At 66.4% G+C, this 20,688-nt stretch carries 16 protein-coding genes and 1 pseudogene; 8 read left to right on the forward strand and 9 right to left on the reverse strand.

Annotated elements, in window-relative coordinates; genetic code table 11:
* Positions 1-32: 32 nt before the first annotated feature.
* From KZ813_RS06840 to KZ813_RS06850, 3 genes are all read right to left on the reverse strand, one after another.
* Positions 33-1,286, reverse strand: coding sequence for an MFS transporter (locus tag KZ813_RS06840; RefSeq protein WP_219754207.1), 1,254 nt, complete (start codon positions 1,284-1,286; stop codon positions 33-35).
* A 106-nt stretch (positions 1,287-1,392) separates the two neighbouring features.
* Positions 1,393-2,451: an LLM class flavin-dependent oxidoreductase gene (locus KZ813_RS06845; protein WP_219754273.1), complete on the reverse strand. Its 1,059-nt coding sequence runs from the start codon at positions 2,449-2,451 to the stop codon at positions 1,393-1,395.
* Complete coding sequence (locus KZ813_RS06850) at positions 2,448-3,344, reverse strand: aldo/keto reductase (protein WP_219754208.1); 897 nt, start codon at positions 3,342-3,344, stop codon at positions 2,448-2,450. Before KZ813_RS06850 ends, KZ813_RS06845 begins: the two co-directional genes overlap by 4 nt.
* 29 nt (positions 3,345-3,373) lie before the next feature.
* On the opposite strand from KZ813_RS06850, the gene KZ813_RS06855 reads away from it, so the two are divergent.
* Positions 3,374-4,453, forward strand: coding sequence for a Gfo/Idh/MocA family protein (locus KZ813_RS06855; protein WP_219754209.1), 1,080 nt, complete (start codon positions 3,374-3,376; stop codon positions 4,451-4,453).
* A 471-nt stretch (positions 4,454-4,924) separates the two neighbouring features.
* Here KZ813_RS06855 and KZ813_RS06860 read toward each other — a convergent pair whose 3' ends face one another.
* Positions 4,925-5,650, reverse strand: coding sequence for an SDR family oxidoreductase (locus tag KZ813_RS06860; protein ID WP_219754210.1), 726 nt, complete (start codon positions 5,648-5,650; stop codon positions 4,925-4,927).
* 147 nt (positions 5,651-5,797) lie between these two features.
* On the opposite strand from KZ813_RS06860, the gene KZ813_RS06865 reads away from it, so the two are divergent.
* The gene (locus KZ813_RS06865) at positions 5,798-6,694 is read left to right on the forward strand and encodes an AraC family transcriptional regulator (RefSeq protein ID WP_219754211.1); all 897 of its coding nucleotides are present in this window, start codon (positions 5,798-5,800) and stop codon (positions 6,692-6,694) included.
* A gap of 185 nt (positions 6,695-6,879) precedes the next feature.
* Here KZ813_RS06865 and KZ813_RS06870 read toward each other — a convergent pair whose 3' ends face one another.
* The gene (locus KZ813_RS06870; protein ID WP_219754212.1) at positions 6,880-7,431 is read right to left on the reverse strand and encodes a TetR/AcrR family transcriptional regulator; all 552 of its coding nucleotides are present in this window, start codon (positions 7,429-7,431) and stop codon (positions 6,880-6,882) included.
* A gap of 42 nt (positions 7,432-7,473) precedes the next feature.
* Between KZ813_RS06870 and KZ813_RS06875 the strand changes: the two genes are divergently transcribed.
* Together KZ813_RS06875 and KZ813_RS06880 are read left to right on the forward strand one after the other, a co-directional pair.
* The gene (locus KZ813_RS06875; protein ID WP_219754213.1) at positions 7,474-8,190 is read left to right on the forward strand and encodes a DUF1349 domain-containing protein; all 717 of its coding nucleotides are present in this window, start codon (positions 7,474-7,476) and stop codon (positions 8,188-8,190) included.
* The gene (locus KZ813_RS06880) at positions 8,190-8,771 is read left to right on the forward strand and encodes a sugar O-acetyltransferase (RefSeq protein ID WP_219754214.1); all 582 of its coding nucleotides are present in this window, start codon (positions 8,190-8,192) and stop codon (positions 8,769-8,771) included. The genes KZ813_RS06875 and KZ813_RS06880 overlap by 1 nt, the downstream gene beginning before the upstream one ends.
* 98 nt (positions 8,772-8,869) lie before the next feature.
* On the opposite strand, the pseudogene KZ813_RS06885 reads toward KZ813_RS06880, so the two are convergent.
* Positions 8,870-9,583 (reverse strand): annotated as a pseudogene (locus KZ813_RS06885) (IS6 family transposase).
* 64 nt (positions 9,584-9,647) lie between these two features.
* On the reverse strand, positions 9,648-10,733 hold the full coding sequence (locus tag KZ813_RS06890; protein WP_258046471.1) for a cupin domain-containing protein: 1,086 nt from the start codon (positions 10,731-10,733) through the stop codon (positions 9,648-9,650).
* Here KZ813_RS06890 and KZ813_RS06895 point away from each other — a divergent pair.
* Positions 10,732-12,672, forward strand: coding sequence for an alpha/beta fold hydrolase (locus KZ813_RS06895; protein WP_219754215.1), 1,941 nt, complete (start codon positions 10,732-10,734; stop codon positions 12,670-12,672). The genes KZ813_RS06890 and KZ813_RS06895 overlap by 2 nt on opposite strands.
* Before the next feature lie 61 nt (positions 12,673-12,733).
* The gene (locus KZ813_RS06900) at positions 12,734-14,095 is read left to right on the forward strand and encodes an amidase (protein ID WP_219754216.1); all 1,362 of its coding nucleotides are present in this window, start codon (positions 12,734-12,736) and stop codon (positions 14,093-14,095) included.
* A gap of 38 nt (positions 14,096-14,133) precedes the next feature.
* On the opposite strand, the gene KZ813_RS06905 is transcribed toward KZ813_RS06900, so the two are convergent.
* The gene (locus tag KZ813_RS06905; protein WP_219754217.1) at positions 14,134-16,488 is read right to left on the reverse strand and encodes a TonB-dependent receptor; all 2,355 of its coding nucleotides are present in this window, start codon (positions 16,486-16,488) and stop codon (positions 14,134-14,136) included.
* A gap of 245 nt (positions 16,489-16,733) precedes the next feature.
* Between KZ813_RS06905 and KZ813_RS06910 the strand changes: the two genes are divergently transcribed.
* Positions 16,734-18,017, forward strand: coding sequence for an MFS transporter (locus KZ813_RS06910; RefSeq protein WP_219754218.1), 1,284 nt, complete (start codon positions 16,734-16,736; stop codon positions 18,015-18,017).
* Positions 18,018-18,080: 63 nt separating this feature from the next.
* Here KZ813_RS06910 and hisD read toward each other — a convergent pair whose 3' ends face one another.
* A complete protein-coding gene (gene hisD / locus KZ813_RS06915) occupies positions 18,081-19,388 on the reverse strand; it encodes a histidinol dehydrogenase (protein WP_219754219.1) in 1,308 nt (435 codons plus the stop codon).
* Here hisD and KZ813_RS06920 point away from each other — a divergent pair.
* Positions 19,356-20,534, forward strand: coding sequence for a LacI family DNA-binding transcriptional regulator (locus KZ813_RS06920; protein WP_219754220.1), 1,179 nt, complete (start codon positions 19,356-19,358; stop codon positions 20,532-20,534). The genes hisD and KZ813_RS06920 overlap by 33 nt on opposite strands.
* Positions 20,535-20,688 lie beyond the last annotated feature (154 nt).

Below are 20,688 nucleotides of genomic sequence, written 5' to 3' on the forward strand. Positions count from 1 at the left end.
GGAATAAAGATCGTTCTCGCCCCCCGACAATCTCACGTTTGCACCAGCCGGTCGAGCCGGGGGAGAAGCAGCTGGATCCATCCGAGCGCGGCGAGATAGGCGACGCTCGCGAACAGCAGCAGGGGCAAGTAGCCAAGCCCCGCCGTGAGCAGCAGCCCCGCGACCTTCGCGATGACGAGGCCGCCGACATTGCCGCTGAACGAGCCGAAGGCGGTCACGCGCCCCACCTTTTCCTGCGGCACGATATCGGCGATCAGCGCGAACACGGTGGTCGAAAACGCCTGATGCCCGGCCAGCGCCAGCGCCATCAGGCCGACCGCGAGTGCATAATCGTGCGACAGCAGCGCGAGCGGGATCGGCAGCACGCACAGACCCGCGACCAGCATCACGCCCTTGCGCGTACGGTCGACCGACCAGCCCATCGCCAGCAACCGCGTCGACGCGCCCCCGCCTACCAGCGACCCCACGGCCGCCCCGCCATAGGCGATCGCCAACGGCACGCCGAGCGCGACGCCGGTCAACCCGAACTGGCGGTGGAAGAAATCGGGCAGCCAGAACAGGAGCAGCCACCAGGTCGCATCCGACAGCACCTTTGCCACCGCCACCGCCCAGGTCCGACGTTCCCCCAGGATCGGCCCGTAATCGGTGCGCCCCGCTGCCACCCGCGGGATCGCCTGCGCCTCCATATCGCTCGCGCGACCAAAGCTCAGCCCCCGCGTTGCCAGCAACCAGGCGAGTGCCCAGCCGAGCCCGATCGTCCCTGCGACGACGAAGGTCCCCCGCCACCCGAACGCCAGCGCCACCGTGGGGATCGCCAGCGGGGCTAGGATCGCGCCCAGGCTGCTCGCCGCGTTGCTGACCCCGAACCCGGTCGAGCGCCAGCGGTGCGGCAGCACCACCGCGATCGTCTTCGCGCCGGTTGGGGTCCCCATCGACTCGGTCATGCCCAGCGTGACGCGGACCGCAACGAACTGCGCCATGCTGTGCGCCCAGCCATGCAACAACGCGGCGATGCTCCACGCCGCGACACCCACGGGGTTGGCCCATTTGACGCCGAGCCGGTCCGCGATCCACCCGCTGACGAGAAACCCGCCCGCGGCGCCCGCCTGAAACCAAGCCGCGAGCGTGCCGTAATCGTCGTCGCTCCAGCCGAGCTCCGCCGCGATCGTCGGCTTCAAGACGGCGATGATCTGCCGATCGACGAGGTTCAGCACCCCCGCGGTGATGACCAACGCGAACAGCAGGCCGCGTCGAACGTTGCCGAGATCGGCGAGAAGCTTGGTCACCCCGTCACCCCGGGCCGGTCGCGGACTCCACCCTTTCGCTCACCCGCCCGCTTCCGCTCCGGCGGGACAGTGGATGCCGCGACGAGCCCGGCATGACGAAAGAGCCTCACACCAACGGCCCATGATCCAACCGTGGCAGCACGTGGCGTGCGAACAGGTCCGCCTCCGCCGCGTGCGGATAGCCCGACAGGATGAAAGCCTCGATGCCCTCGGCGCGATAGGCCTTCAGCTTGGCGAGCACCTGGTCCGGGTTGCCTACGATCGCCGCGCCGCAGCCGGAGCGCGCGCGGCCGATCCCGGTCCAGAGATTGTCCTCGACATACTCCCCACCCGCCGACTCGCGCAGCTCGGCTTGGCGCCGCACGCCCGCAGACTGGGCATCCAGCGACCGCGCCCGGATCGCCGCGCCCTCCGCGTCGTCCAGCTTCGACAGCAGCCGGTCCGCCGCGGCGCGTGCTTCCTCCTCGGTGTCGCGCACTACGACATGGACGCGATAACCGAAGCGCAGGGTGCGGCCGTACCGCTCGGCGCGTGCGCGCAGGTCCGCGACCGTCTCCCGCACCTTGTCCATCGTGTCCGGCCACATGAGGTAGACGTCGCATCCCTCCGCCGCCGCCTCGCGCGCCGCCTCGGAAAGGCCACCGAAATAGAGCATCGGGCAGCGCCCCGACATGGTCGTGATGCGCGGCGGGTCGACCTTTATCTGCCAGAACTCGCCGCGGTGATCGAGCGATTGGCCGTCGAGCAAGGTCCGCAGGATCCGCATCGCCTCGCGCGTGCGCCGATAGCGCGGCTCGCTCGCCAGCGTGTCGCCGGGCAGGTCGCTCGAGATGATGTTGACGGTGAGCCGGCCGCCGAGCATCCGGTCGATCGTCGCGATCTGACGCGCGAGTTGCGGCGGCCAGCTTTCGCCGATCCGTACCGCCATCAGCAGCCGCATACGCTTGAGCAGCGGCGCGATACCCGCGGCGAAGGCAGTGGTGTCGATGCCGAGCTGATAGCCGGACGGCAGCAGTATATTGTCGAACCCGCCGGACTCGGCCTGCAACGCGATGTCGCGACAATGCTCCCAGCTCGACCGCAGCGCCGCATCGGGTACGCCGAGAAACTCGTAATCGTCGTCACACAGCGCCGAGAACCAGCTCACCTCACAGGGATTCGTCATGGCAGCTTCGTCCCCATACCCGCCTCCAGCACCGCATACCATTGCGCCCGCGTCCACTCGACCTTCACCGCATCGGCGGCGGCGGCGACGCGTGCCGCGTTCTGCGAACCGACGATTGGAATGATCCCGACCGGATGCGCCATGGCCCAGGCCAGCGCCGCGGTCGGCCCGTCGACGCCAAAGGCGGCGCCCTGCTCCGCGAGAAGCGTCGCCGCGGGATGATCTCCCGCCAGCCGACCGCCGCCAAGCGGCGACCAGGCGAGCACCGCGAGGTCGTGCTGCATGGCATGGTCGAGCGTGCCGTCGAACAGTGGATCGGGCCGCAGCGGCGAGAACTCCGGCTGGATCGAGACGATCGGCACCGCGAGGAACGCCTGCAACGCGTCGAACTCCGCGACGCTGTAATTGGACACGCCGATGCTGCGCACCTTACCGGCATCGACCATCGCGCTGAGCGCCTCGGCCACTTCGCGCGGGTGCGTCAGGAAGTCGCGGCGGTGAACTTGGTATAGATCCACCGTCTCGACGCCCATCCGCGACAGCGAAGCGTCCAGCGCCTGCGCCAGATAGTCCGCGCCCGAGTCATACGGGATGCCTAGGCGGATCCCGCCCTTGGTCGCGATCACCATCTTGTCGCGCAAGCTGCGATCCTCGGCCAGCGCCTTCCCGAACAGCGCCTCCGCGGATCCGAAGCCAGCGGGCGTGTCGCAGCCGTAGATGTCCGCGGTATCGAACAGCGTTATCCCGGCCGCCAGCGCCGCGTCGATCAGCCGGCGCGTCGCCTTCACGTCGTTGCCGGCGAGCCGCCACATGCCCCATGCCAGCGGCGAGACGGAAAGGTCGCTCTTGCCCAGTGGGCGGGGTTGGTTCGATAGGCGCAGCGTCGTCGTCATTGCGGCGACATGACATAGCGAGGCGCGCGATGGTAGACGGGATCAGGTACGGCGTCGTCGGCACGGGCATGATGGGGGTCGAACACCTCCGCAACATCGCCCTCGTCCCCGGCGCCCGCGTCACCGCGCTGATGGACCCGGTCGCCACGTCGATCGAATGGGCGCGCGAGGTGGCCGGTGACGACGTGCCTGCCTTCGACCGGATCGAGGACTTTGCCGCCCGCGCTGAGGTGGACGCGATCGTCGTCGCCTCGCCGAATTTCACCCATCGCGCCGTCCTGGAGCCGCTGTTCGGCATGGACGCCGCGATCCTGTGCGAGAAGCCGCTGGCGACGAGACTCGAGGACGCGAGGTGGATCGTCGAGCGTGCGGCGGTGCATGCGAGGCCGTTCTGGACGGGCATGGAGTACCGCTTCATGCCCGCCGCCGCCGCCTTCATCGAGCAGGTTCACGGCGGGCGCGTCGGCCGGTTGCAGATGCTCTCGATCCGCGAGCATCGCTTTCCCTTTCTGCCCAAGGTCGGCGACTGGAACCGCTTCGCCCGCTACACCGGCGGCACGATGGTGGAGAAATGCTGCCACTTCTTCGATCTGATGCGGCTGATCGTCCAGTCCGAAGCCGTGCGCGTCTATTGCTCGGGCGCCATGGATGTGAACCACCGCGACGAGCGCTACGGCGGTGAGACCCCCGACATCATCGACAACAGCTTCACCACGGTCGACTTCGCCAACGGCGTTCGAGCGATGCTCGACTTGTCGATGTTCGCCGATGGCGCCGAGCATCAGGAAGAGATGAGCGCAACGGGCGATGCGGCGCGGCTCGACGTCCTGATCCCGCCCGGCGACATCGTCTTCTCGCCGCGGGTCGGTTTTCGGAGTGAGAAGCAGATCGAGCGCAAACACTTTGCCGTCGATCCGATCGCGCATGCGGCAGGCAGTCACGAGGGGGCGACCTATTACCAGCATCTGGCCTTCGCCGCCGCGGTACGTGGCGAGGGGGCGGTGCAAGTGACTGCGGTCGACGGTCTGCGCGCCGTGGAGATCGGCGCCGCCGCGGAGATTAGCGCCCGAGAGAAACGCGTCGTGGATATGAAGGAACTGGAATTCTGAGAGCACTACCAGCCCCAGTGCAGCCGAGGGGAGAAGTCGCACGGAGGTTCTGTCAAGCCAGACGAACCGGCTCCACAAGCGCCCGCAGACTTGTGCGTCACACGGTGCTTCAGCTACTACCCTAAGGCTGCTAGTGCCGCGAACTCTCCCGAGCTGGTTGCAAGATTTCCTTCGCTCGCGTGCCATTGAGTAAGCGAACGGAGTAGAAATTTGCTGATACCACGCTATGTGCAGTTTCTTCGACAACACCATCCGCAACTGATGAGCAAGGTACAAGGTTGTCGATCGACCAGCCTTAAGAACGATCACCGGCGCGAGCTACCCTACGAGCCTGCCACTTAGCGCGACAGATCCGTCGAACCAGAAGCGCCGTTCCATACTCTCTCATAGCTGCCTGATATCTGCCGCTCGTTCATGCGAGCGAACCCACTGCTTGAGCGTGCCGGCAACATCACCGGCACGCCCATGCACTCACATGTCCGCTGCGGTCGGGCGGACGATGACCTCGTTGATGTCGACGCCCTCGGGTTGCTCCAGCGCGTAGCGGACCGCCCGCGCGATCGCGTCCGGCGCCAGCGACTTTTTCCGCCATCCCGTCAGCGCGGCCGCGACTGCCGCGTCGGTGATGTCGTGGCCCAGTTCAGTGGCGACCACGCCCGGAGAGATCAACGTCGAGCGGATCTCGTCATGCTCCTGCCGCAAGCCCTCGGTGATGGCGCGCACCGCATGCTTGGTGCCGCAATAGACGGCCGCGGTGGGCATCACCATGTGCGCGGCTACAGACGCGACGTTGACGACATGGCCGCTCTGCTGCGCCACGAACCGCGGGAGCACTGCCGCGATACCATTGAGGACGCCGTGGATGTTGACGTCGACCATGCGTTTCCACTCGTCGCGCTTGAGCGCAGCGAGCGGCGACAGCGGCATAACGCCCGCATTGTTGACCAGCACGTCGACGCGGCCGAACCTCGCTCGCGCGGCCTCGACGAAAGCCTCGAAATCGGCGCCGTCGGTGACGTCGAGTTCGCGCCACGCGACGGTCTCGCCCAGTTCATCAGCCAGCGCCCTCAACCGCTCCCGGCGGCGCGCGCCGATGAACAGCCGGGCACCGGTCTTAGCCAATTCGCGTGCGGTTGCCTCGCCGATCCCGCTCGAGGCGCCAGTGACGAGGACGACCTTGTCGATGCTTCCTACCATGATGCAGTCCTTCTTTGCAGTGACGGCAGACAGATGGTCCGATGCCCGTCTCTGGCGGTAGAGCGATCGTCCGAGTGGCTTGCCCGATCCTCCAGACTCGTAGCCACGCGCTTGCCCGCGCCGCTCAACTGGGGAAGGAAGGCTGGCATGGACCGGATCGCCGAACTCGCCGCCATGATCGATCGGCACGTCGTGGGCACCGGCGTTTGCACGACAGCGATGTCGCGTGTGTCGCTGATCCGCGCCGACGCGCCGAGCACCCCCACGCCAGCCGTGTACGAGGCCTCACTCTGCCTGATCGCCCAAGGCTCGAAGCGCGTGGCGATCGGCGAGCACAGCGTCGTCTATGACACCGCCCATCACCTCATCGTGTCGGTCGACCTGCCGTTGGTCGGCCACGTCCTCGAAGCGAGTCGCGAGCGGCCCTATCTTTGCTGCAAGATCGATCTCGATCCCGCGATGATGGCCGATCTCATGGTGGACGAGGGCGACGCGGTGCCCCGCGCCGACCTCCCGGTGCTCGGCGTCTACCCCAGCGATCCCGACCTGATCGACGCAGCGTTCCGGCTGGTCGGACTGCTTGACAGGCCAGACACGATCCGGGCGCTGGCGCCGCTGATCGAGCGCGAGATCCTTTACCGTCTGCTCACCGGTCCGCACGGATCAATGCTGCGCCATGTCGCGACCGCTGGTAGCCATCTCAATCAGGTCAGCCGCGCTATTGCCGCCATCCGCCGCCGTTTTGACGCGCCGATCCGCATCGACGATGTCGCGGCCGAGGCCGGCATGAGCTCCTCCTCGTTGCACGCGCATTTCAAGGCGATTACTCGCATGACGCCGCTGGAGTACCAGAAGCAGTTGCGACTGCAGGAGGCCAGGCGGCTGATGCTCGTGGGGGGCGTGACGGCGAGCACGGCGGGCTTCACGGTCGGCTACGAGAGCCCATCGCAATTCAGCCGCGAATATCGGCGTCTTTTCGGTGCGCCTCCACGCACCGACATCGAGCGCCTTCACGCCGCACCTGCGGCGGCTATGGCGCTATGACGGCGGTCCGAACCGCGAACGAACCTGGAAAACCCATCGACCTACGCTGACGCAGGCCCAGAACCAGTCGCTCAGCATCGCATGGCCGCTTCCGGAAACCAGACAGTCGTTCATCTCCGCGGTATGACTAGTTTTGTCGGTCGAGCCGCCATCAGAGAGGAACAGCGCGACCCACGTCTGTCACCTCAGAGCGATGCGACCCGTTCGACGATGATGCGGATCGCCTCGCGATCCAGCGGCGCGCGGTCGATCGAATTGTGGATGCCGATCCCTTCGACAAGGGCGTCGAGCGCCCTGGCCGTAAGCGGATCGAAGAAGCGCTCAAGCGCACGGCGGCTGTTGTCCATCCACTGTTGCATTACGGCGCCCACCGCCGGATGCCGCGCGGCAAAGGCGTAAAGTTCGTAGCTCAGCAGGAGTGTGCGTGGTTCAGCCCAGATCGTGCCGGCGATGATATCGACGACCGCGTCGATCGCCGCGTACCGATCACCGGCTGCCTCAAGGCGAGCGCCGAATAGAGCGGATGACTGCGCCGCCAATTGTAGGAACGCGGCACTTATCAGCGCTTCCAGAGAGTCGAAATAGTAGGTCACCGATCCGAGCGGCACGCCTGCCTCGTCGGCGATCCGACGATGGGTCGTTCCTGCCACGCCACGTGAGGCGATCACCTCCAATGTCGCATCGACGATGCGCTGCCGCCGTGTCGGGTCGTTCCGCCTGCCCATGCCCATGGTCATGCTCTCATCCACTTGCGCGCGTGTGTACGTTTGTACATATAGATGGCTATCGAGATAGGTCCGCCGCACATGAATGATCAAATGTTGAACCGAAGAACAATTATCGGCGGCGCGGCTGCGCTGGGCGTGGCGGGCGCGAATGCGCCGTCTCAGGCGCAAGCCGCGAGCAAGTCCGTTCTGGGGCGTCGTGACGGCCGCTGGCTCAACGAGCCTCGGCGATGGTCGGTCGATCCCGCAGGTGACCTGTCGATGGTGACGGACAAGGGCACCGATTTTTGGCGAGAGACGCATTACGGCTTCACCCGCGACAGCGGCCACTTCCTCGGCTTCACCACGCCCGCAGCGTTCACGGCACAACTGCGTATCCGAGGTCAGTACCAGAAGCTATATGACCAGGCCGGGATCATGGTCCGGCTAGATGAACGGCACTGGGTGAAGGCGGGCATCGAGCTGTCGGATGGTCGTGCGATGCTAAGCAGCGTCCTGACGAATGACAAATCCGACTGGGCAACCGGCCCCTACGAACATGACGCACAGGACTTCTGGATGCGCGCAACTGTCGAGAGAGGCGTGCTGCGCCTTCAGGCATCTGCCGACGGCAAAACATGGCCATTGGTGCGGCTCGCGCCGTTCCCGATCGCCGCGTCATATCAGGTCGGACCCATGGCATGCACACCCGAACGGGACGGCTTGGCGATCCGCTTCTCTGATCTGCGGATAACCCCTCCCCTCGGCAAGGATCTGCACGACCTGAGCTGATGGCGATGACCGAAAAGCAGAAGATGCTCGCCGGCGAGCTCTACACAGCGAATGATCCAGAACTGACTGCTGATGCCGCGCGCGCTTCCGAATGGGTGGCACGCTACAACGCGGCGTCGACGGCGTCCCTGGACCATAAGCGTGCGCTGCTGAACGAAGGGCTGGGTCATGTCGGCGCGGACGTGATCATCCGGGCACCGTTCCACTGCGACTACGGGTACAACGTCCATCTCGACGACGGCGTGTTCATCAACTTCGGTTGCGTCATTCTGGATGTCGTCACGGTGCGGATCGGAGCCGGCACGCAAGTCGGGCCCGGCGTGCAAATACTCACAGCCGACCATCCACGTGACGCCGCGGCCCGAGCGCAGATGCTAGAGTTCGGCCGACCGGTGACGATCGGCCGCAACGTGTGGATCGGCGGAGGTGCCATCATCCTGCCCGGTATGACGATCGGTGATGATGCGATCATCGGGGCTGGCAGCGTCGTCACACGAGATGTTGCCGCGAACGTGACGGTCGCTGGCAATCCCGCACGACCTCTGAAGTTGAAAGCCGATCAGCAACCTTTGACGGCCTAATCGCCCTGCTGACCTAATCTCGGTCACTCAGGAGGGTGCTGTCATTCTAATGCGAACTCATCTCTGCACGATGCACTTAGGGCTTCGTGGGCCACGGATCAGCTGGCGAGCGCCTGCCACTCGGCCGGCGCCGCGGAGCGGCGCTGCTTGTAGGTCTGCCTGTCAATGAGGTGGCGTTCGTGGTTGAAGTGGTTGTGGACGTTGGCATGAACTTAGGCGAACTTCTGTAACGTTCGCATCTGCCGGAACCGCAGCATCGCCCGCTCTCGTCGCCTGAAGGGCAGGTGCGAGTTCTCGACTCGGTCGTTGGCCCAGCGACCCACCTCCTGCTTCTCGCGGCTGCCAAGCTCCGTCAGTGCAGCGCCGTAGGAGCGCAGACCGTCGGTGGTGATCGCCTCGGGCGAGTCGTGGCGCTTGAGCGCCGTCTTCATGAACGCGAGCGCCGCCTTCTTGTCTCGTGTTTTAGTGACGTAGCTCTCGAGGATCTCACCCTCGTGATCGACAGCGCGCCATAGGTAGACCATCTCGCCGTTCAGCTTCACGTACATCTCGTCCAGGTGCCAGCGCCAGTGACGAAAGCCGCGCATGCGGCTCACCCGCTGGCGCCGCACCTCACCCGCGAACAGCGGACCGAACCTGTTCCACCACAGCCTCACCGTCTCATGGCAGATGTCGATCCCGCGCTCGAACAGCAGGTCTTCCACGTTCCGCAGCGACAGCGGGAAGCGCACGTACATCAACACCAGCCTGATCACCTCGGGCGACGAGTTGAAGTAGCGGAACGGACTGGCTGGCCTGCGCGGGCGGGGCATGCCTCCCCCCTACCTCGGTGAGCACCGCAGGTGCATTAGCTTTGACAGAGCCATTCGGCGCCTTTCAGAAGATTGGCATTCCCGGCGAGTCTCCGCCCCGGACGACAAACGCCTTCATGTCAACGGATGCTGTGTTTCGAAAGCTATGCGGCAAATGGACAGGTACGCTGAGCGTGTCGCCAGCACCCATAATGATCGCGCCCTGATCCCAGCTGACCTCCAACGTGCCCTCGTGCACGAACAAGACCTCGACCTCGGCGCGGGCGTGCAGCGGTACGAAGGCACCCGTCGTCATCGTCAGCCGGCGCAGATTGAAGCCGTGTGGCCACCAGCCCGCGATCGGACCCGCCGGGAAGCCGTCGCCGGTCGCGATCGGGGTGATGACACCAGCCTCCTCGACCCCCTCACTCGCCAGCGGTGAGGCGGGATTGGCGATCATGTCCTCCGCGGCCGCGACGCACTCCCGCATCTTGTCCATAGGAGGGGTTTTGAGTTCGGACGCGGCGTCGACGCCCGTCGCCTCGGCCAATTCCACATCCTCCAAAGTGTATTCACCGCGCGAGGTGTCGATCAGTCGCCCTCCCTTCGCCAGCTTGAGACCATGCCCCGACGCTGCCTCGAACACTGCCGGCGCCCAGGTGACCTTTCCGGGATCGTCCTCGCCCAGAACCGTGAAGAGGAAGCCGACCCCCTCGTCGAGCTTCTCGAATCCGCGGAACATGTGGATCGGAACCGAGGCTACATCACCCGGACCGATCTCGATGGATCCGTCCTCCTTGTTGGGTCCGAACGGCAAGCGCCAGTGACCGGAGTGGACGACGAATACCTCGGCGGTGTCATGGCTGTGCTGCGAGTTGACGCAGCCGAACGGCTGACGTGCGGCACCGATGTTGAAGCCGTGGCGCTCGGTGATGTGAACGTGCTGGTCGGCGCTCTCCGAGACGCCCGCGCCGATGATCGTGAAGTTCTCCTTCTCGGTCGATCCCGGCGTACGGGTGTCGATGAACGCCGTGCGGCACGGCACCAGATCGGCATAGCGCACCAGGCGAGCCTTCATGGCTTCCTCAGTCCAGTTCACATCCATCTCCGCCGCTATGGGAAAACGTCTTGCATCCGAATGCACAACAGCTAGACCAGTCGCGATCGGCATGCAAGACGACTCCTCCGGTGGCATGAAGGACGACGTGAACACCATCGCGCAGCCCGCTTTGAGCGCAACATCGACGGCGCCCGTGCCGCTCGTGCTGCTGCCGGGTACGCTGTGCGACGGACGGCTGTTCGCTCCCCTGCTGTCGCGGCTGGACGAGCGCTTGATCGCGACACCCTCGATCGACGGCGACGACCCGGTCGCCGTCGCACGGCGGCTGCTCGCGCGCTTGCCGGCGCATTTCGCCCTTCTCGGCTTCTCGCTCGGCGGCCTGGTGGCGCTCGAGATGGCGCTGATGGCGCCAGACCGAGTCGTCGGGCTGGCACTCGTGAACAGCAACGCGCGGGCCCGAGCGGTCGACGCGCCACCTCACCCCGGACCTCCATCCGCGGCCATCGCCGCGGTTGCGCCTCGAGCCTTCGGTTCGGCTCGCGGCGGCGATGACGGCCTGCGCGTGCTTCTGGAGGACATGGCATCGACCTTCGACGCGCCAACGCATGCAGCGCAAGAAAAGCTCGCCGCCACCCGAACGGACAAGCGCTCTCTCCTCGCGCAACTGGCCATGCCCGCGCTCGTACTCGGCGGCGTGCAGGACGTGCTCTGCCCGCCGACACTGCAGCACGAGCTTGCGGAGGGACTGCCGGACGCAGCGCTGGTACTGCTTGACGGGGTCGGCCACTTCGCGCCGCTGGAGAGTCCCGACGACGTCGCAGTACACGTCGCGACCTGGCTCGCACGCGTCGATCACGCCGCAGCCGCTGCTAACCTGCCAACATCGACATGTCGCACAGGAGACGAGATGACCAAGGCCGCCACGCACGATCAGTCCAGCCAACCATCGACTACGGATGAAAGCCAGCAGAACGCAGCCGTTCTGCAGGTCGAGCGCCGCGACTTCACCGAGCTCGTCCCGACAGACCGGGAGCGCGTGCAGGGCATGCGCGGATTCGACCCGATCTACACCGACATCGTCGACTATATCGTCCGCTGCACCCATCGGATCTGGGATGAGCGGGATGTCGGGCTCATCTACACGCATTACACGCACAACTGCGTCGCCTACACCACCATGGGCACGATGTACGACCGCGAGACGCACATCCGCGACACGATCCAGCGCCTCGTCGAGTTCCCGGACCGCCGCGGCCTTGCGCAGCAGGTCATCTGGCGCGGCAATGATCGCGACGGCTTCTACACCAGCCACATGACGCACGGACAGGGGCGGCATTCGCAGTTCGGCATGTACGGCAAGCCGACGGGACGCACCTTCCTGACGCGAACGGTCGCCGACTGCATGATCCTGGAGAACAAGATCTACAAGGAGTGGATCGTGCGCGACAACATGGGCCCGGTTATCCAGCTTGGCCTGGATCCGCACGCCTACGCGCAGGACATCGCTGTCAGGAAATTCGAGGCGGGTGAGCCGATCATGGAAGTCGTCGAGAACCGGCGTCTGCTCGGCCAGTATCCGCCCGAGACGGACGCGGACACGTCCATCGCCCACAGCGAGGGCGAGGCGCAGCTGCTGCGCGACCTCCACCACATCTACAATAAGCGAATGTTCGGGCGCATCCACGAGCTCTACGCACCCAATTGCCAGTGGCACGGGCCGCTAATGCGCGAGTACTACGGCGTGGCAGCGGTGCTGCAGCAGACGATGCGGCTCGTCGCCCTCATCCCGGACGGCTTTTACGTGCCCCAGCACATTTGCTCAGTCGAGAGTGAGGAGGGCGGCACGAAATACGCCGTCCGCTGGACGCTCGACGGGCACCATCTCGGGTACGGGCCGCTCGGCGCGCCGACCGGCCACCCGCTGTTCGTCATGGGCGTCAGCCATTACCACGTCCGAGACGGAAAGATCATCGACGAATGGTCGGTCTACGACGAGCTGTCGATGCTGGCGCAGATCAAGCTCGCGGCCCTGCAGCGCGCTGCGGGCTGACGCATAGCGGCGCGCTCTTCGGGGCGCGCCGTTCCACTGCATCGAACGGATCGGCGGCACCATGGACGATGGTCACGACATTCGCGCCTTCCTCAGCAGCTGCGAGGCTGGACGGGACAGCGCGGGCGCCGCAGTCGCGGCGTGTCTCGCGCGGATCGCCGCGCACGACCGCGCCGGCCTGTCCCTCTCCGCCATGCTCCGCGTCAGCCCGGACGCGCAGGACGTAGCGAGCGATCGCGACGGCGCACGCCGACGGGGCGCGCGCGTGGGCACCCTTCATGGCGTGCCGATCGCGGTGAAGGACAACATCGACCTGGCGGGCATGCCGACCACCTCGGGCTGCCGCGCGCTTGAGGCGGCCATGCCTTGGCGGACCGCGCCCGCGCTGGACGCCCTCCTGGCTGCGGGCGCGATCGTCGTTGGCAAGACAAACCTGTCGGAACTCTCGTTCGAGATCCGGTCGCGCAGTTCGCTAGGTGGCGATACACGCAATCCCTTTTCGCCGACGGTGACGTCGGGCGGCTCCAGCGGCGGCACCGCGGTCGCGGTCGCGGCCGGGTTCGCCTTGGCCGGGCTGGGTACAGACACGGGAGGCTCGATCCGCGTACCGGCCGCCTATAACGGGCTCGTGGGGCTGCGACCGACCTGGGGCACGATACCGACCATCGGGGTCGCACCGCTCGCGCCTTCCACGGACACCGTCGGCACGATCACCCGCAGCGTGGACGACGCGGCGACGATGTTAGGCCTGCTTGCGGCGGCGCGATCACCGTCGTCGGACGCGCGTGCCGGCATGCGGGTCGGCGTCCTGCGCCAGCTCCTCGGTACATCCGTCGAGATCGACGCAGGCATCGACCGGGCGAAGGCCGCGCTGCACGCCGCAGGGGTTGAGGTCGATGCGGCGCCGGACCTGCCGGACGCGGTCCTGCCGCGCGGCGACCATATCGTGGACGAGGAGTTCGGCCCCTCATTCGATGCTTACCTCAGGAGCAACTTCCGGCCGGGCACGGCTGCCGATTCGCTGGCGGCGGTGATCGCCGAGCGAGGATTCCTCCCGGAGTATGAAGAGGTCCTGCGCGCGCGCGCGGTACCGCGAAGCGCTTCGGTGAGAGCCGCCATCCTGGTGCGCCACGCCGAGCTGAGGTCCGCCCTGACGCGAGTGATAGAGAGCGGCGGCTTCGACGCCCTCCTCTACCCGCCCTCGGCCGTCCTGCCTTCCTCGATGGATAACCCGAAGGGCGGATGGGCTCCCGAACTCGCCGCGTGCAGCGGCTGGCCGGCGCTGACGGTACCGGTGGGTCGGGCGAGCGGCGGGATGCCGCTGTCGGCAGAGCTCCTCGGCCGCCCTTACGCGGAAGCGACGCTCTTCGCGCTCGGCCGAGCGATCGAGGCTTCCGCGGCCCGCCCCACACCTAGACTCTGAGGACCGGCCGCTTGCAGGCGGCCGGCCCGGCTCGTGCGTCAGAATTTAACGCCCGCACGTACCCCGTACGTCGCGGGCGGGCCGTAAGAGACCTGCACGCGCTGGGCGCGCCCTACCACGGCGCTCAGCAGAACCGCCCGGTCGGTGACGTTGTTGCCGTAACCCTCCACGTAGAAGCGGCCGCCTGCCTCCGTCCAGCGCAGCGACACGTCGAATTTGTCATACGCCCTCTGGAAGTCGAGAACGGTGTTGAAGTCGGTCGTGAAGTAGCTGCTCGAGTGCAACCAGTTGGCGTAGGGCGCGATCGTACCCGCGCTCCCGAGATTGATGTCGTAGTAGACTGCCACCGTCGTCTTCAGCTTGGGTGACTGCGGGATGCGGCGCCCGGCCAGATCGAGCGAGACCGGATCCTGCCCGTTCGAGGCGCCGTAGAAGTTGTTGCCACTGATGTAGCGGGTGTACTTGCCATTCAGATATGCTGCCGTCACGTCGATGTGCAAATCCGGTAGGGGTAAGGTGCGCAGCGTCACCTCGCCGCCGTAGCTCCGCGCGCGGCCGGCGCTTCCGAAGTACGACAAGAGCGGTGTATACACGTTGATTTGAAGGTCAGTGTATTTGTTGTAGTACAGCGCCAGCTCGGTCTGGACGCGTCCGTTGAAGAACTGGTTCTTGATGCCTGCCTCGTAAGCGTTCACCTTCTGCGGCGTGTACGACGCAGGGATGGCGGCGTCCCCTCCCGTGTCGTTGACCCCGCCCGAGGCGAAACCGGTCGAGGCGGTGGCATACACCATGGTCCTGCGATCTGGCGTGTACTGAAGACCGGCCCGCCAGGTCACGCTGTCGAACGACGGCGAACCGGAAGTCACGCTGTACGGGGTCGTGAACTCGTACGTGTTGGGAACGCCGTCGGCGAAGTCGGCGAAGTCGAACGACTTCTTCTCGTACGAGTAGCGGATGCCACCGATGACGCGCAGCGTCTCGGGCACGATCGCGTAGGTTCCCTGCGCGTAAGCGGCATAGGCATTCGTCTTGAGCGCCGCGTCGGCACGGAAGCCCGGAACAGTGGAGCCCGGTGCGTCGATCTTCTGCTGATACGTCTCGAAGATGTCGTCGTGCAGGTAGTAGCCGCCGATGATCCACTGAAACGGATCGGTGCTGTTCGAGACCAGCTGCACCTCCTGCGTGAACGTCTTCGCACGCGTGTTGGGCTCCTGTTGCCCTGAGCCGAAGCCGATCGCAGGCGCCTGGAAGACCACGCTGCTCTGGTCGTTGTCGGCGCTGCGGTGCGCTCGGAAGAAGGTGTAGCCCGTGATGGATCTCACCGTAGCGCCACCGAGATCGTAGCTGATCGTGCCCGAACCATAGTTCTCGCGCAGATGCTCGAACGGCTGATAGTCCCAGTCGTTGGTGTAGGGTCCGGGCGTGACTGCCACGCCGACATCCACCCCGTTCACGAGGACGGAGCCGTTCTTCACAGAAGGGTTCACGGCATAGGGCACGCCGTTGATGGACTGGTAGCCCGTCTGCGGATTGATGAGCGTGCCCGCCACCTTGTAGCCGTAAGAGCCCGCGCCCGCATCGTCGCGACGCCAGAAACCGCCGTGCAGCTCGACCTCCAGCTGGCTGTCCGGAGTCCACTTCAGCGAGGCACGCCCGGCATATTCCTTGAGATCGGCCATCTCGACGCCGGCGGTGCTGCGGACGTAGCCGTCGTGGTCCTGGTAGACGCCGGCGACGCGCAGGGCGAGTGTATCGCTGAGCGGCGCGTTCACGAAGCCGTCGATCCGCTGCGAGTTGTAGTTGCCGAAGTCGACGTTCAGCCCAGCCTCGACCTTGTTGGTCGGCGAGGCCGTGACGACGCTCAGATTGCCGCCGAAGGTGTTGCGGCCGTACAGCGTTCCCTGCGGCCCGCGCTGCACCTCGACGCGGGCGACGTCGAAGAGGGGGATGCTCTGCTGCTGCGTGCGGCTCTGGTAGATGCCGTCGATGTAGAAGCCGATCACCGGGTCGTTCTGCGCACTGACCAGGCTCGTGCGTACGCCGCGGATAGCGGGGAACGAGTCCGATCCCTGGCTACCCCATGTGAAACCGGGCGCGATGAATTCCAGTCGGCCGACATTGTCGGCGTGGAGGCGCTGCAGATCCGCCCCGCTGACCGCCGTGATCGAGATGGGCACGTCCTGCAGCCGTTCGGCCCGGCGCTGCGCCGTGACGATGACGTCGCCGGGCAGGAGATCTCCGGTCTGGTCCGCCGAGGACGATGACTGTTGCGACGCGCTCGCCTCGACCGGCGTCGACGCGGGCGCCTCCTGCGCCGCCGCGGGAACTGTGCCGAGCCCGGCCGCAGCAAGGGCCAGCACCGACGCATCTCGAAGCCACAGCATGCTCTTCATCGCCCTTCCCTCCCATTGGCCGCCACGTGCCTCTCCAGCGCGACTCTCGGCTCGGCGATAGAATGCATGCGGATGCATGTACGAGCAAGTGGGTAGCGGGATAAAGTTGCTGTATGTTGCCGCCGGCAGGCTAAGCGCCGCGGAGGGCAGCGTGCATGGGTGCGGAGACGCTTCTCGAATGTACCGACGCAAGCCTGTTTACAACAGAATGCGAATGCAATCTAACGGCGGGAGAGAGGTACGGGATGGCGCACGAGAACCAGACGACTCCGAGGCCGGCACGATCGCTTTCCCGCGAGCGGCGCCTCGCCATCTTCGCGGCGCTGATGCTGGGCGAGTTCCTTTATGGCTGGGCCTGGAACAGCGTGGACGTGCTTCGACCGTTCCAACGCAGCGCTCTCGACCTGACGCTCGTCCAGGCTGGCTCGACCTACTCCGCGCAGGGAGCGGGAGCGCTGATCGGCGCGATCCTCATCGGACAACTCGCCGATCGCTTTGGCCGGCGCAGCGTAGCCGCGGCGATCATCATGGGCTATGGCCTCTCGTTGCTGTCCGGACTGCTCGTGACGAGCTATCCGCAACTGCTTGCCCAGCGCTTCCTGCTCGGCCTCTTCACCGGGGGCGTCTTCCCCGTAGGGGTCAGCATCTACGTCAATCTGTTCGAGGAGCATCTGCGCGGCAGGGTGGCCGGCATGCTCAACGCATGCTTCAGTTCGTCCATCGTCGCGCTCGGCTTGGCCCTGGGCGCTTTGGGCGGTCACGACTGGCATCTCCTGCTCTGGATCGGCGGCGTGCCGCCGCTGCTTCTCGCTGGCGCCATGCTGCTGCTCATTCCCGCAGGATCGGTGGTCGACCGGCACGTCACGCGCGGCGAGAAGCTGCCGGTACGGGAGTTGTTCCACCCGGCGGTTCGCCGACAGACGCTGCTGCTTGCGACGATGACCGGGCTGAACTTCTTCGGCTATCAGGCATATAGCGGTTGGCTCACGACCTATCTCACCGGCGTACGCGGTCTGTCGGCCGGTGCGGCCGGGAACCTCGTCGCCTGGCAGTTCGCAGGCAACATCATCGGCGGCTTCGCCTGGGGCTGGGCGGCGGATCGCTTCGGCCGGCGCTTCAACGCCAGCGGCTTCCTTGTCGCGTCGGTCGCCATCCTCGTGTATCTCTCGATGCCGACCAGCCTGACGCTGTTCCGTCTCGTCGGGCTCATCTACGGATCGATGCTGTGCTCCAGCGTGATCTGGGGTCCGTGGCTGGCCGAGCTGTATCCGCCCCACTTACGCTCCACGGCTGCCTCGATCTTCAACTGGGGACGCATCATCAGCTTCTTCGCGCCGCTCGCGACGGGCTTGCTCGCCGATCGCTACGGCCTGCCCGCCGCCATGGCGTCGGCGGCTGCGGCCTTCGCAGCGGCCGCCCTGATCTGGCTCAGCCAGCGCGAGACGCTGCGGTCGAAGGTGCGGGAGCGCTCGATGCCAGCCGCCGATCCCCTCTTCCCGGCCTCAGCATCGGTGCGGGACGCCAGCTGAGAAGTCGGCAGCGACCTGAGCATTCGGGGGCGGTCCGGCTTGGCCCTCCGCCCCCTTCGAGCCTCAGGCCAGACTCGCAGACTGGTGCAGTCGGTCGACCCGGACCTGCGCCGCCTTCATGTGGCCATCCAGCCCCTCGCTCGCGCTCTGGCGCGAGGCAGGCGGGCCGACCTTCAGCACCGCCTCGTCCGACAGCCACTGGTGCGTGGCGATCTTGACGTAGCTGCCGACCCATAGTCCGCCCGTGTAGCGCCCCGCGCCCATCGTCGGCAGCGTGTGGTTGGTGCCCACCGTCTTGTCCGAATAGACGACGCTGGCGTTCTCGCCGATGAACAGCGATCCATAGTTCCGCAGCTTGGCGGCCAGCCCATGAGCGTCGGTCGTATGCACCTGGAGATGCTCCGCCGCGACATGGTCGGAGTAGGCGATCATCGCGGTCTCGTCGGCGCAGAGGACGATCTCGCCGTAGTTGGCCCAGCTCTCACCCGCGATCTTCGCGGTCGCCAGCGTCGCGAGCTGACGCTCCACCTCGCGCGCGGTCTCTTCTGCCACGGCGCGATCGGTGGTGATCAGGCCGACGCGCGTGCGCACGTCATGCTCCGCCTGGGCGAGCAGGTCCGTGGCGATGAGGCGGGGGTCGCCGCTCGCGTCCGCCAGCACGAAGATCTCCGAAGGTCCGGCGAGCTGGTCGATGCCCACCGGTCCGAACACCTGCCGCTTCGCCTCGTTGACGAAGGCGTTGCCGGGCCCGACGATCTTGTTCACCTGAGGCACACTCGCCGTTCCGAACGCCATCGCGGCGATCGCCTGGGCCCCGCCGATCCGGAAGATGCGGTCGGCGCCCGAGAGATGGCACCCCGCGATCATCGCCTGGTGCGCGTTGGGGGGAAGGCATGCGACCACCTCGTCGCAGCCTGCCACCTTGCCCGGCACGATCGTCATGATCGGCGCTGAAAGCAGCGGGAAGCGCCCGCCTGGCACGTAGGCGCCGACCCGCTCGATCGGGATCACGCGATGTCCGAGATGCAGGCCGGGCAGCGGCTCCACTTCGAGCGGCAGCATGGTCGCAAGCTGCGCCTGGGCGAATCGCCGGACGTTCTCGATAGCGAACTCGGTATCCGCGCGCGTCTGCGGGTCCAGCGCCGACACCGCGGCGAGCCTCTCCTCGTGCGTGACCTCGAACCGGTCGAGTTCCGCACGGTCGAACTTGATCGAATATTCGCGCACCGCCTCGTCGCCGCGCGATTTCACGTCCGCGAGGACGGCCTCGACGATGCCGACCACGTCGCTCGTATCGGCGATCGAGTCGCGCGCCGGCGCCTTGACATACGTGGTGCTGTGCTCGAACCCCTGCGGCGCCGTATCGGCCATGTGCGTCGTCTCCCTGCGAGCGTCGCGACGTGCGATGCTGACGCGACGTTATTGAATTCGAATGCAGTTGTCACGGGGGCACGGTTGGCTGGACGCAGAAGCGATGACGGTGAGGCGCCCGACGACGAGGCGACCGCCCTCACGCGCGCGCCGAAGCGGGCGACTTCCTACGACGTCGCCCGCCGCGCCGGCGTGTCACAATCGGCCGTATCGAGGTGTTTTTCGCCGAACGGCTCGATCTCCTCGGCGACGCGTCAGCGCATCATGAAGGCCGCCGGCGAGCTGGGCTATCGCCCGAACGCGCTGGCTCAGGGCCTGATCTCGCGACGCACGCATCTGGTCGCGGTGATCATGTCGAGCCTGACCATGCTCCACTACCCCGAGGTTCTCGCCGAGCTGTCGCATCGCTTGACGGAGCGCGACCTGCGCATGTTGCTGTTCTCGCTCGAGGCGGAGAGTGACGTGGACGGCGTGCTGGAGCAGGTGTGGCGGCACAGCGTGGACGGCGTGATCTGCGCCGCGCATCTGACAGACCCTCAGGTCGAGCAGTTCATCGCCCACCGCGTGCCGCTTGTGCTCTACAACCGCCTGAGCGGCCGCGCTCCGGCGACGTCGGTCGCGTGCGACTCGGTGGCGGGGCAGCGCGAACTGGTTGAGCGGCTCCTGGCGGCCGGTCATCGACGCTTCGCCGTCGTCGCCGGGCCGGCAGACAGCTACGTCGGAGAGGAACGTCGCCGCGCCGCGCTGGCGCGGCTTGGTGAAGCTGGGATCACCACCGTTCCCGAACGGCGCGGCGACTTCAGCTACGCCAGCGGCGGCGACGCGATGATCGCGCTGATGGCCGAGGCGGGGCAACTCGACGCGGTCGTGTGCGTCAACGATCTCATGGCCATCGGTGCGATCGACGCCGCGCGGGAGCGCTTCGGGCTGCGGATTCCGGAGGATCTCTCGGTCGTCGGTTTCGACGGCACCGACCCCGCAGGATGGAACAGCTACCGGTTGTGCTCGATCCGCCAGCCGGTCCGACGCATGACCCAGGCGGCGGTCGACATGCTGCTGGAGCGCGTCGAGGACGCCCGCATCCCGCCCGAGCGACGCTTGTTCAGCGGCCAGTTCATGGAAGGCCGGTCGGCTCGTCTCGCCTGACGCGCGCGGGCGCATTCGAAACCGCAAAACGCCTGTTTGAAGGAGGCCTGGGCGTCGCTCAGCACGGCGCCTCGCCGATCCCGCTATGGCGTCGGCGTGGCGGGAGACAGCCCCACCTGGCTCTTGCGATCAACGTCAAACGCGAGCTCTCGCG

The organism is Sphingomonas folli, assembly GCF_019429525.1.
Classification (GTDB): domain Bacteria; phylum Pseudomonadota; class Alphaproteobacteria; order Sphingomonadales; family Sphingomonadaceae; genus Sphingomonas; species Sphingomonas folii.

Excerpts from the sequence above, each read along its gene's own strand:
- KZ813_RS06845 (WP_219754273.1), bottom strand. The coding sequence starts at position 2,451 with ATGACGAATCCCTGTGAGGTGAGCTGGTTCTCGGCGCTGTGTGACGAC.
- KZ813_RS06850 (WP_219754208.1), bottom strand. The coding sequence starts at position 3,344 with ATGACGACGACGCTGCGCCTATCGAACCAACCCCGCCCACTGGGCAAG.
- KZ813_RS06855 (WP_219754209.1), top strand. The coding sequence starts at position 3,374 with ATGGTAGACGGGATCAGGTACGGCGTCGTCGGCACGGGCATGATGGGG.
- KZ813_RS06860 (WP_219754210.1), bottom strand. The coding sequence starts at position 5,650 with ATGGTAGGAAGCATCGACAAGGTCGTCCTCGTCACTGGCGCCTCGAGC.
- KZ813_RS06865 (WP_219754211.1), top strand. The coding sequence starts at position 5,798 with ATGGACCGGATCGCCGAACTCGCCGCCATGATCGATCGGCACGTCGTG.
- KZ813_RS06870 (WP_219754212.1), bottom strand. The coding sequence starts at position 7,431 with ATGACCATGGGCATGGGCAGGCGGAACGACCCGACACGGCGGCAGCGC.
- KZ813_RS06875 (WP_219754213.1), top strand. The coding sequence starts at position 7,474 with ATGGCTATCGAGATAGGTCCGCCGCACATGAATGATCAAATGTTGAAC.
- KZ813_RS06880 (WP_219754214.1), top strand. The coding sequence starts at position 8,190 with ATGGCGATGACCGAAAAGCAGAAGATGCTCGCCGGCGAGCTCTACACA.
- KZ813_RS06895 (WP_219754215.1), top strand. The coding sequence starts at position 10,732 with ATGCAAGACGACTCCTCCGGTGGCATGAAGGACGACGTGAACACCATC.
- KZ813_RS06890 (WP_258046471.1), bottom strand. The coding sequence starts at position 10,733 with ATGCCGATCGCGACTGGTCTAGCTGTTGTGCATTCGGATGCAAGACGT.
- KZ813_RS06900 (WP_219754216.1), top strand. The coding sequence starts at position 12,734 with ATGGACGATGGTCACGACATTCGCGCCTTCCTCAGCAGCTGCGAGGCT.
- KZ813_RS06905 (WP_219754217.1), bottom strand. The coding sequence starts at position 16,488 with ATGAAGAGCATGCTGTGGCTTCGAGATGCGTCGGTGCTGGCCCTTGCT.
- KZ813_RS06910 (WP_219754218.1), top strand. The coding sequence starts at position 16,734 with ATGGCGCACGAGAACCAGACGACTCCGAGGCCGGCACGATCGCTTTCC.
- hisD (WP_219754219.1), bottom strand. The coding sequence starts at position 19,388 with ATGGCCGATACGGCGCCGCAGGGGTTCGAGCACAGCACCACGTATGTC.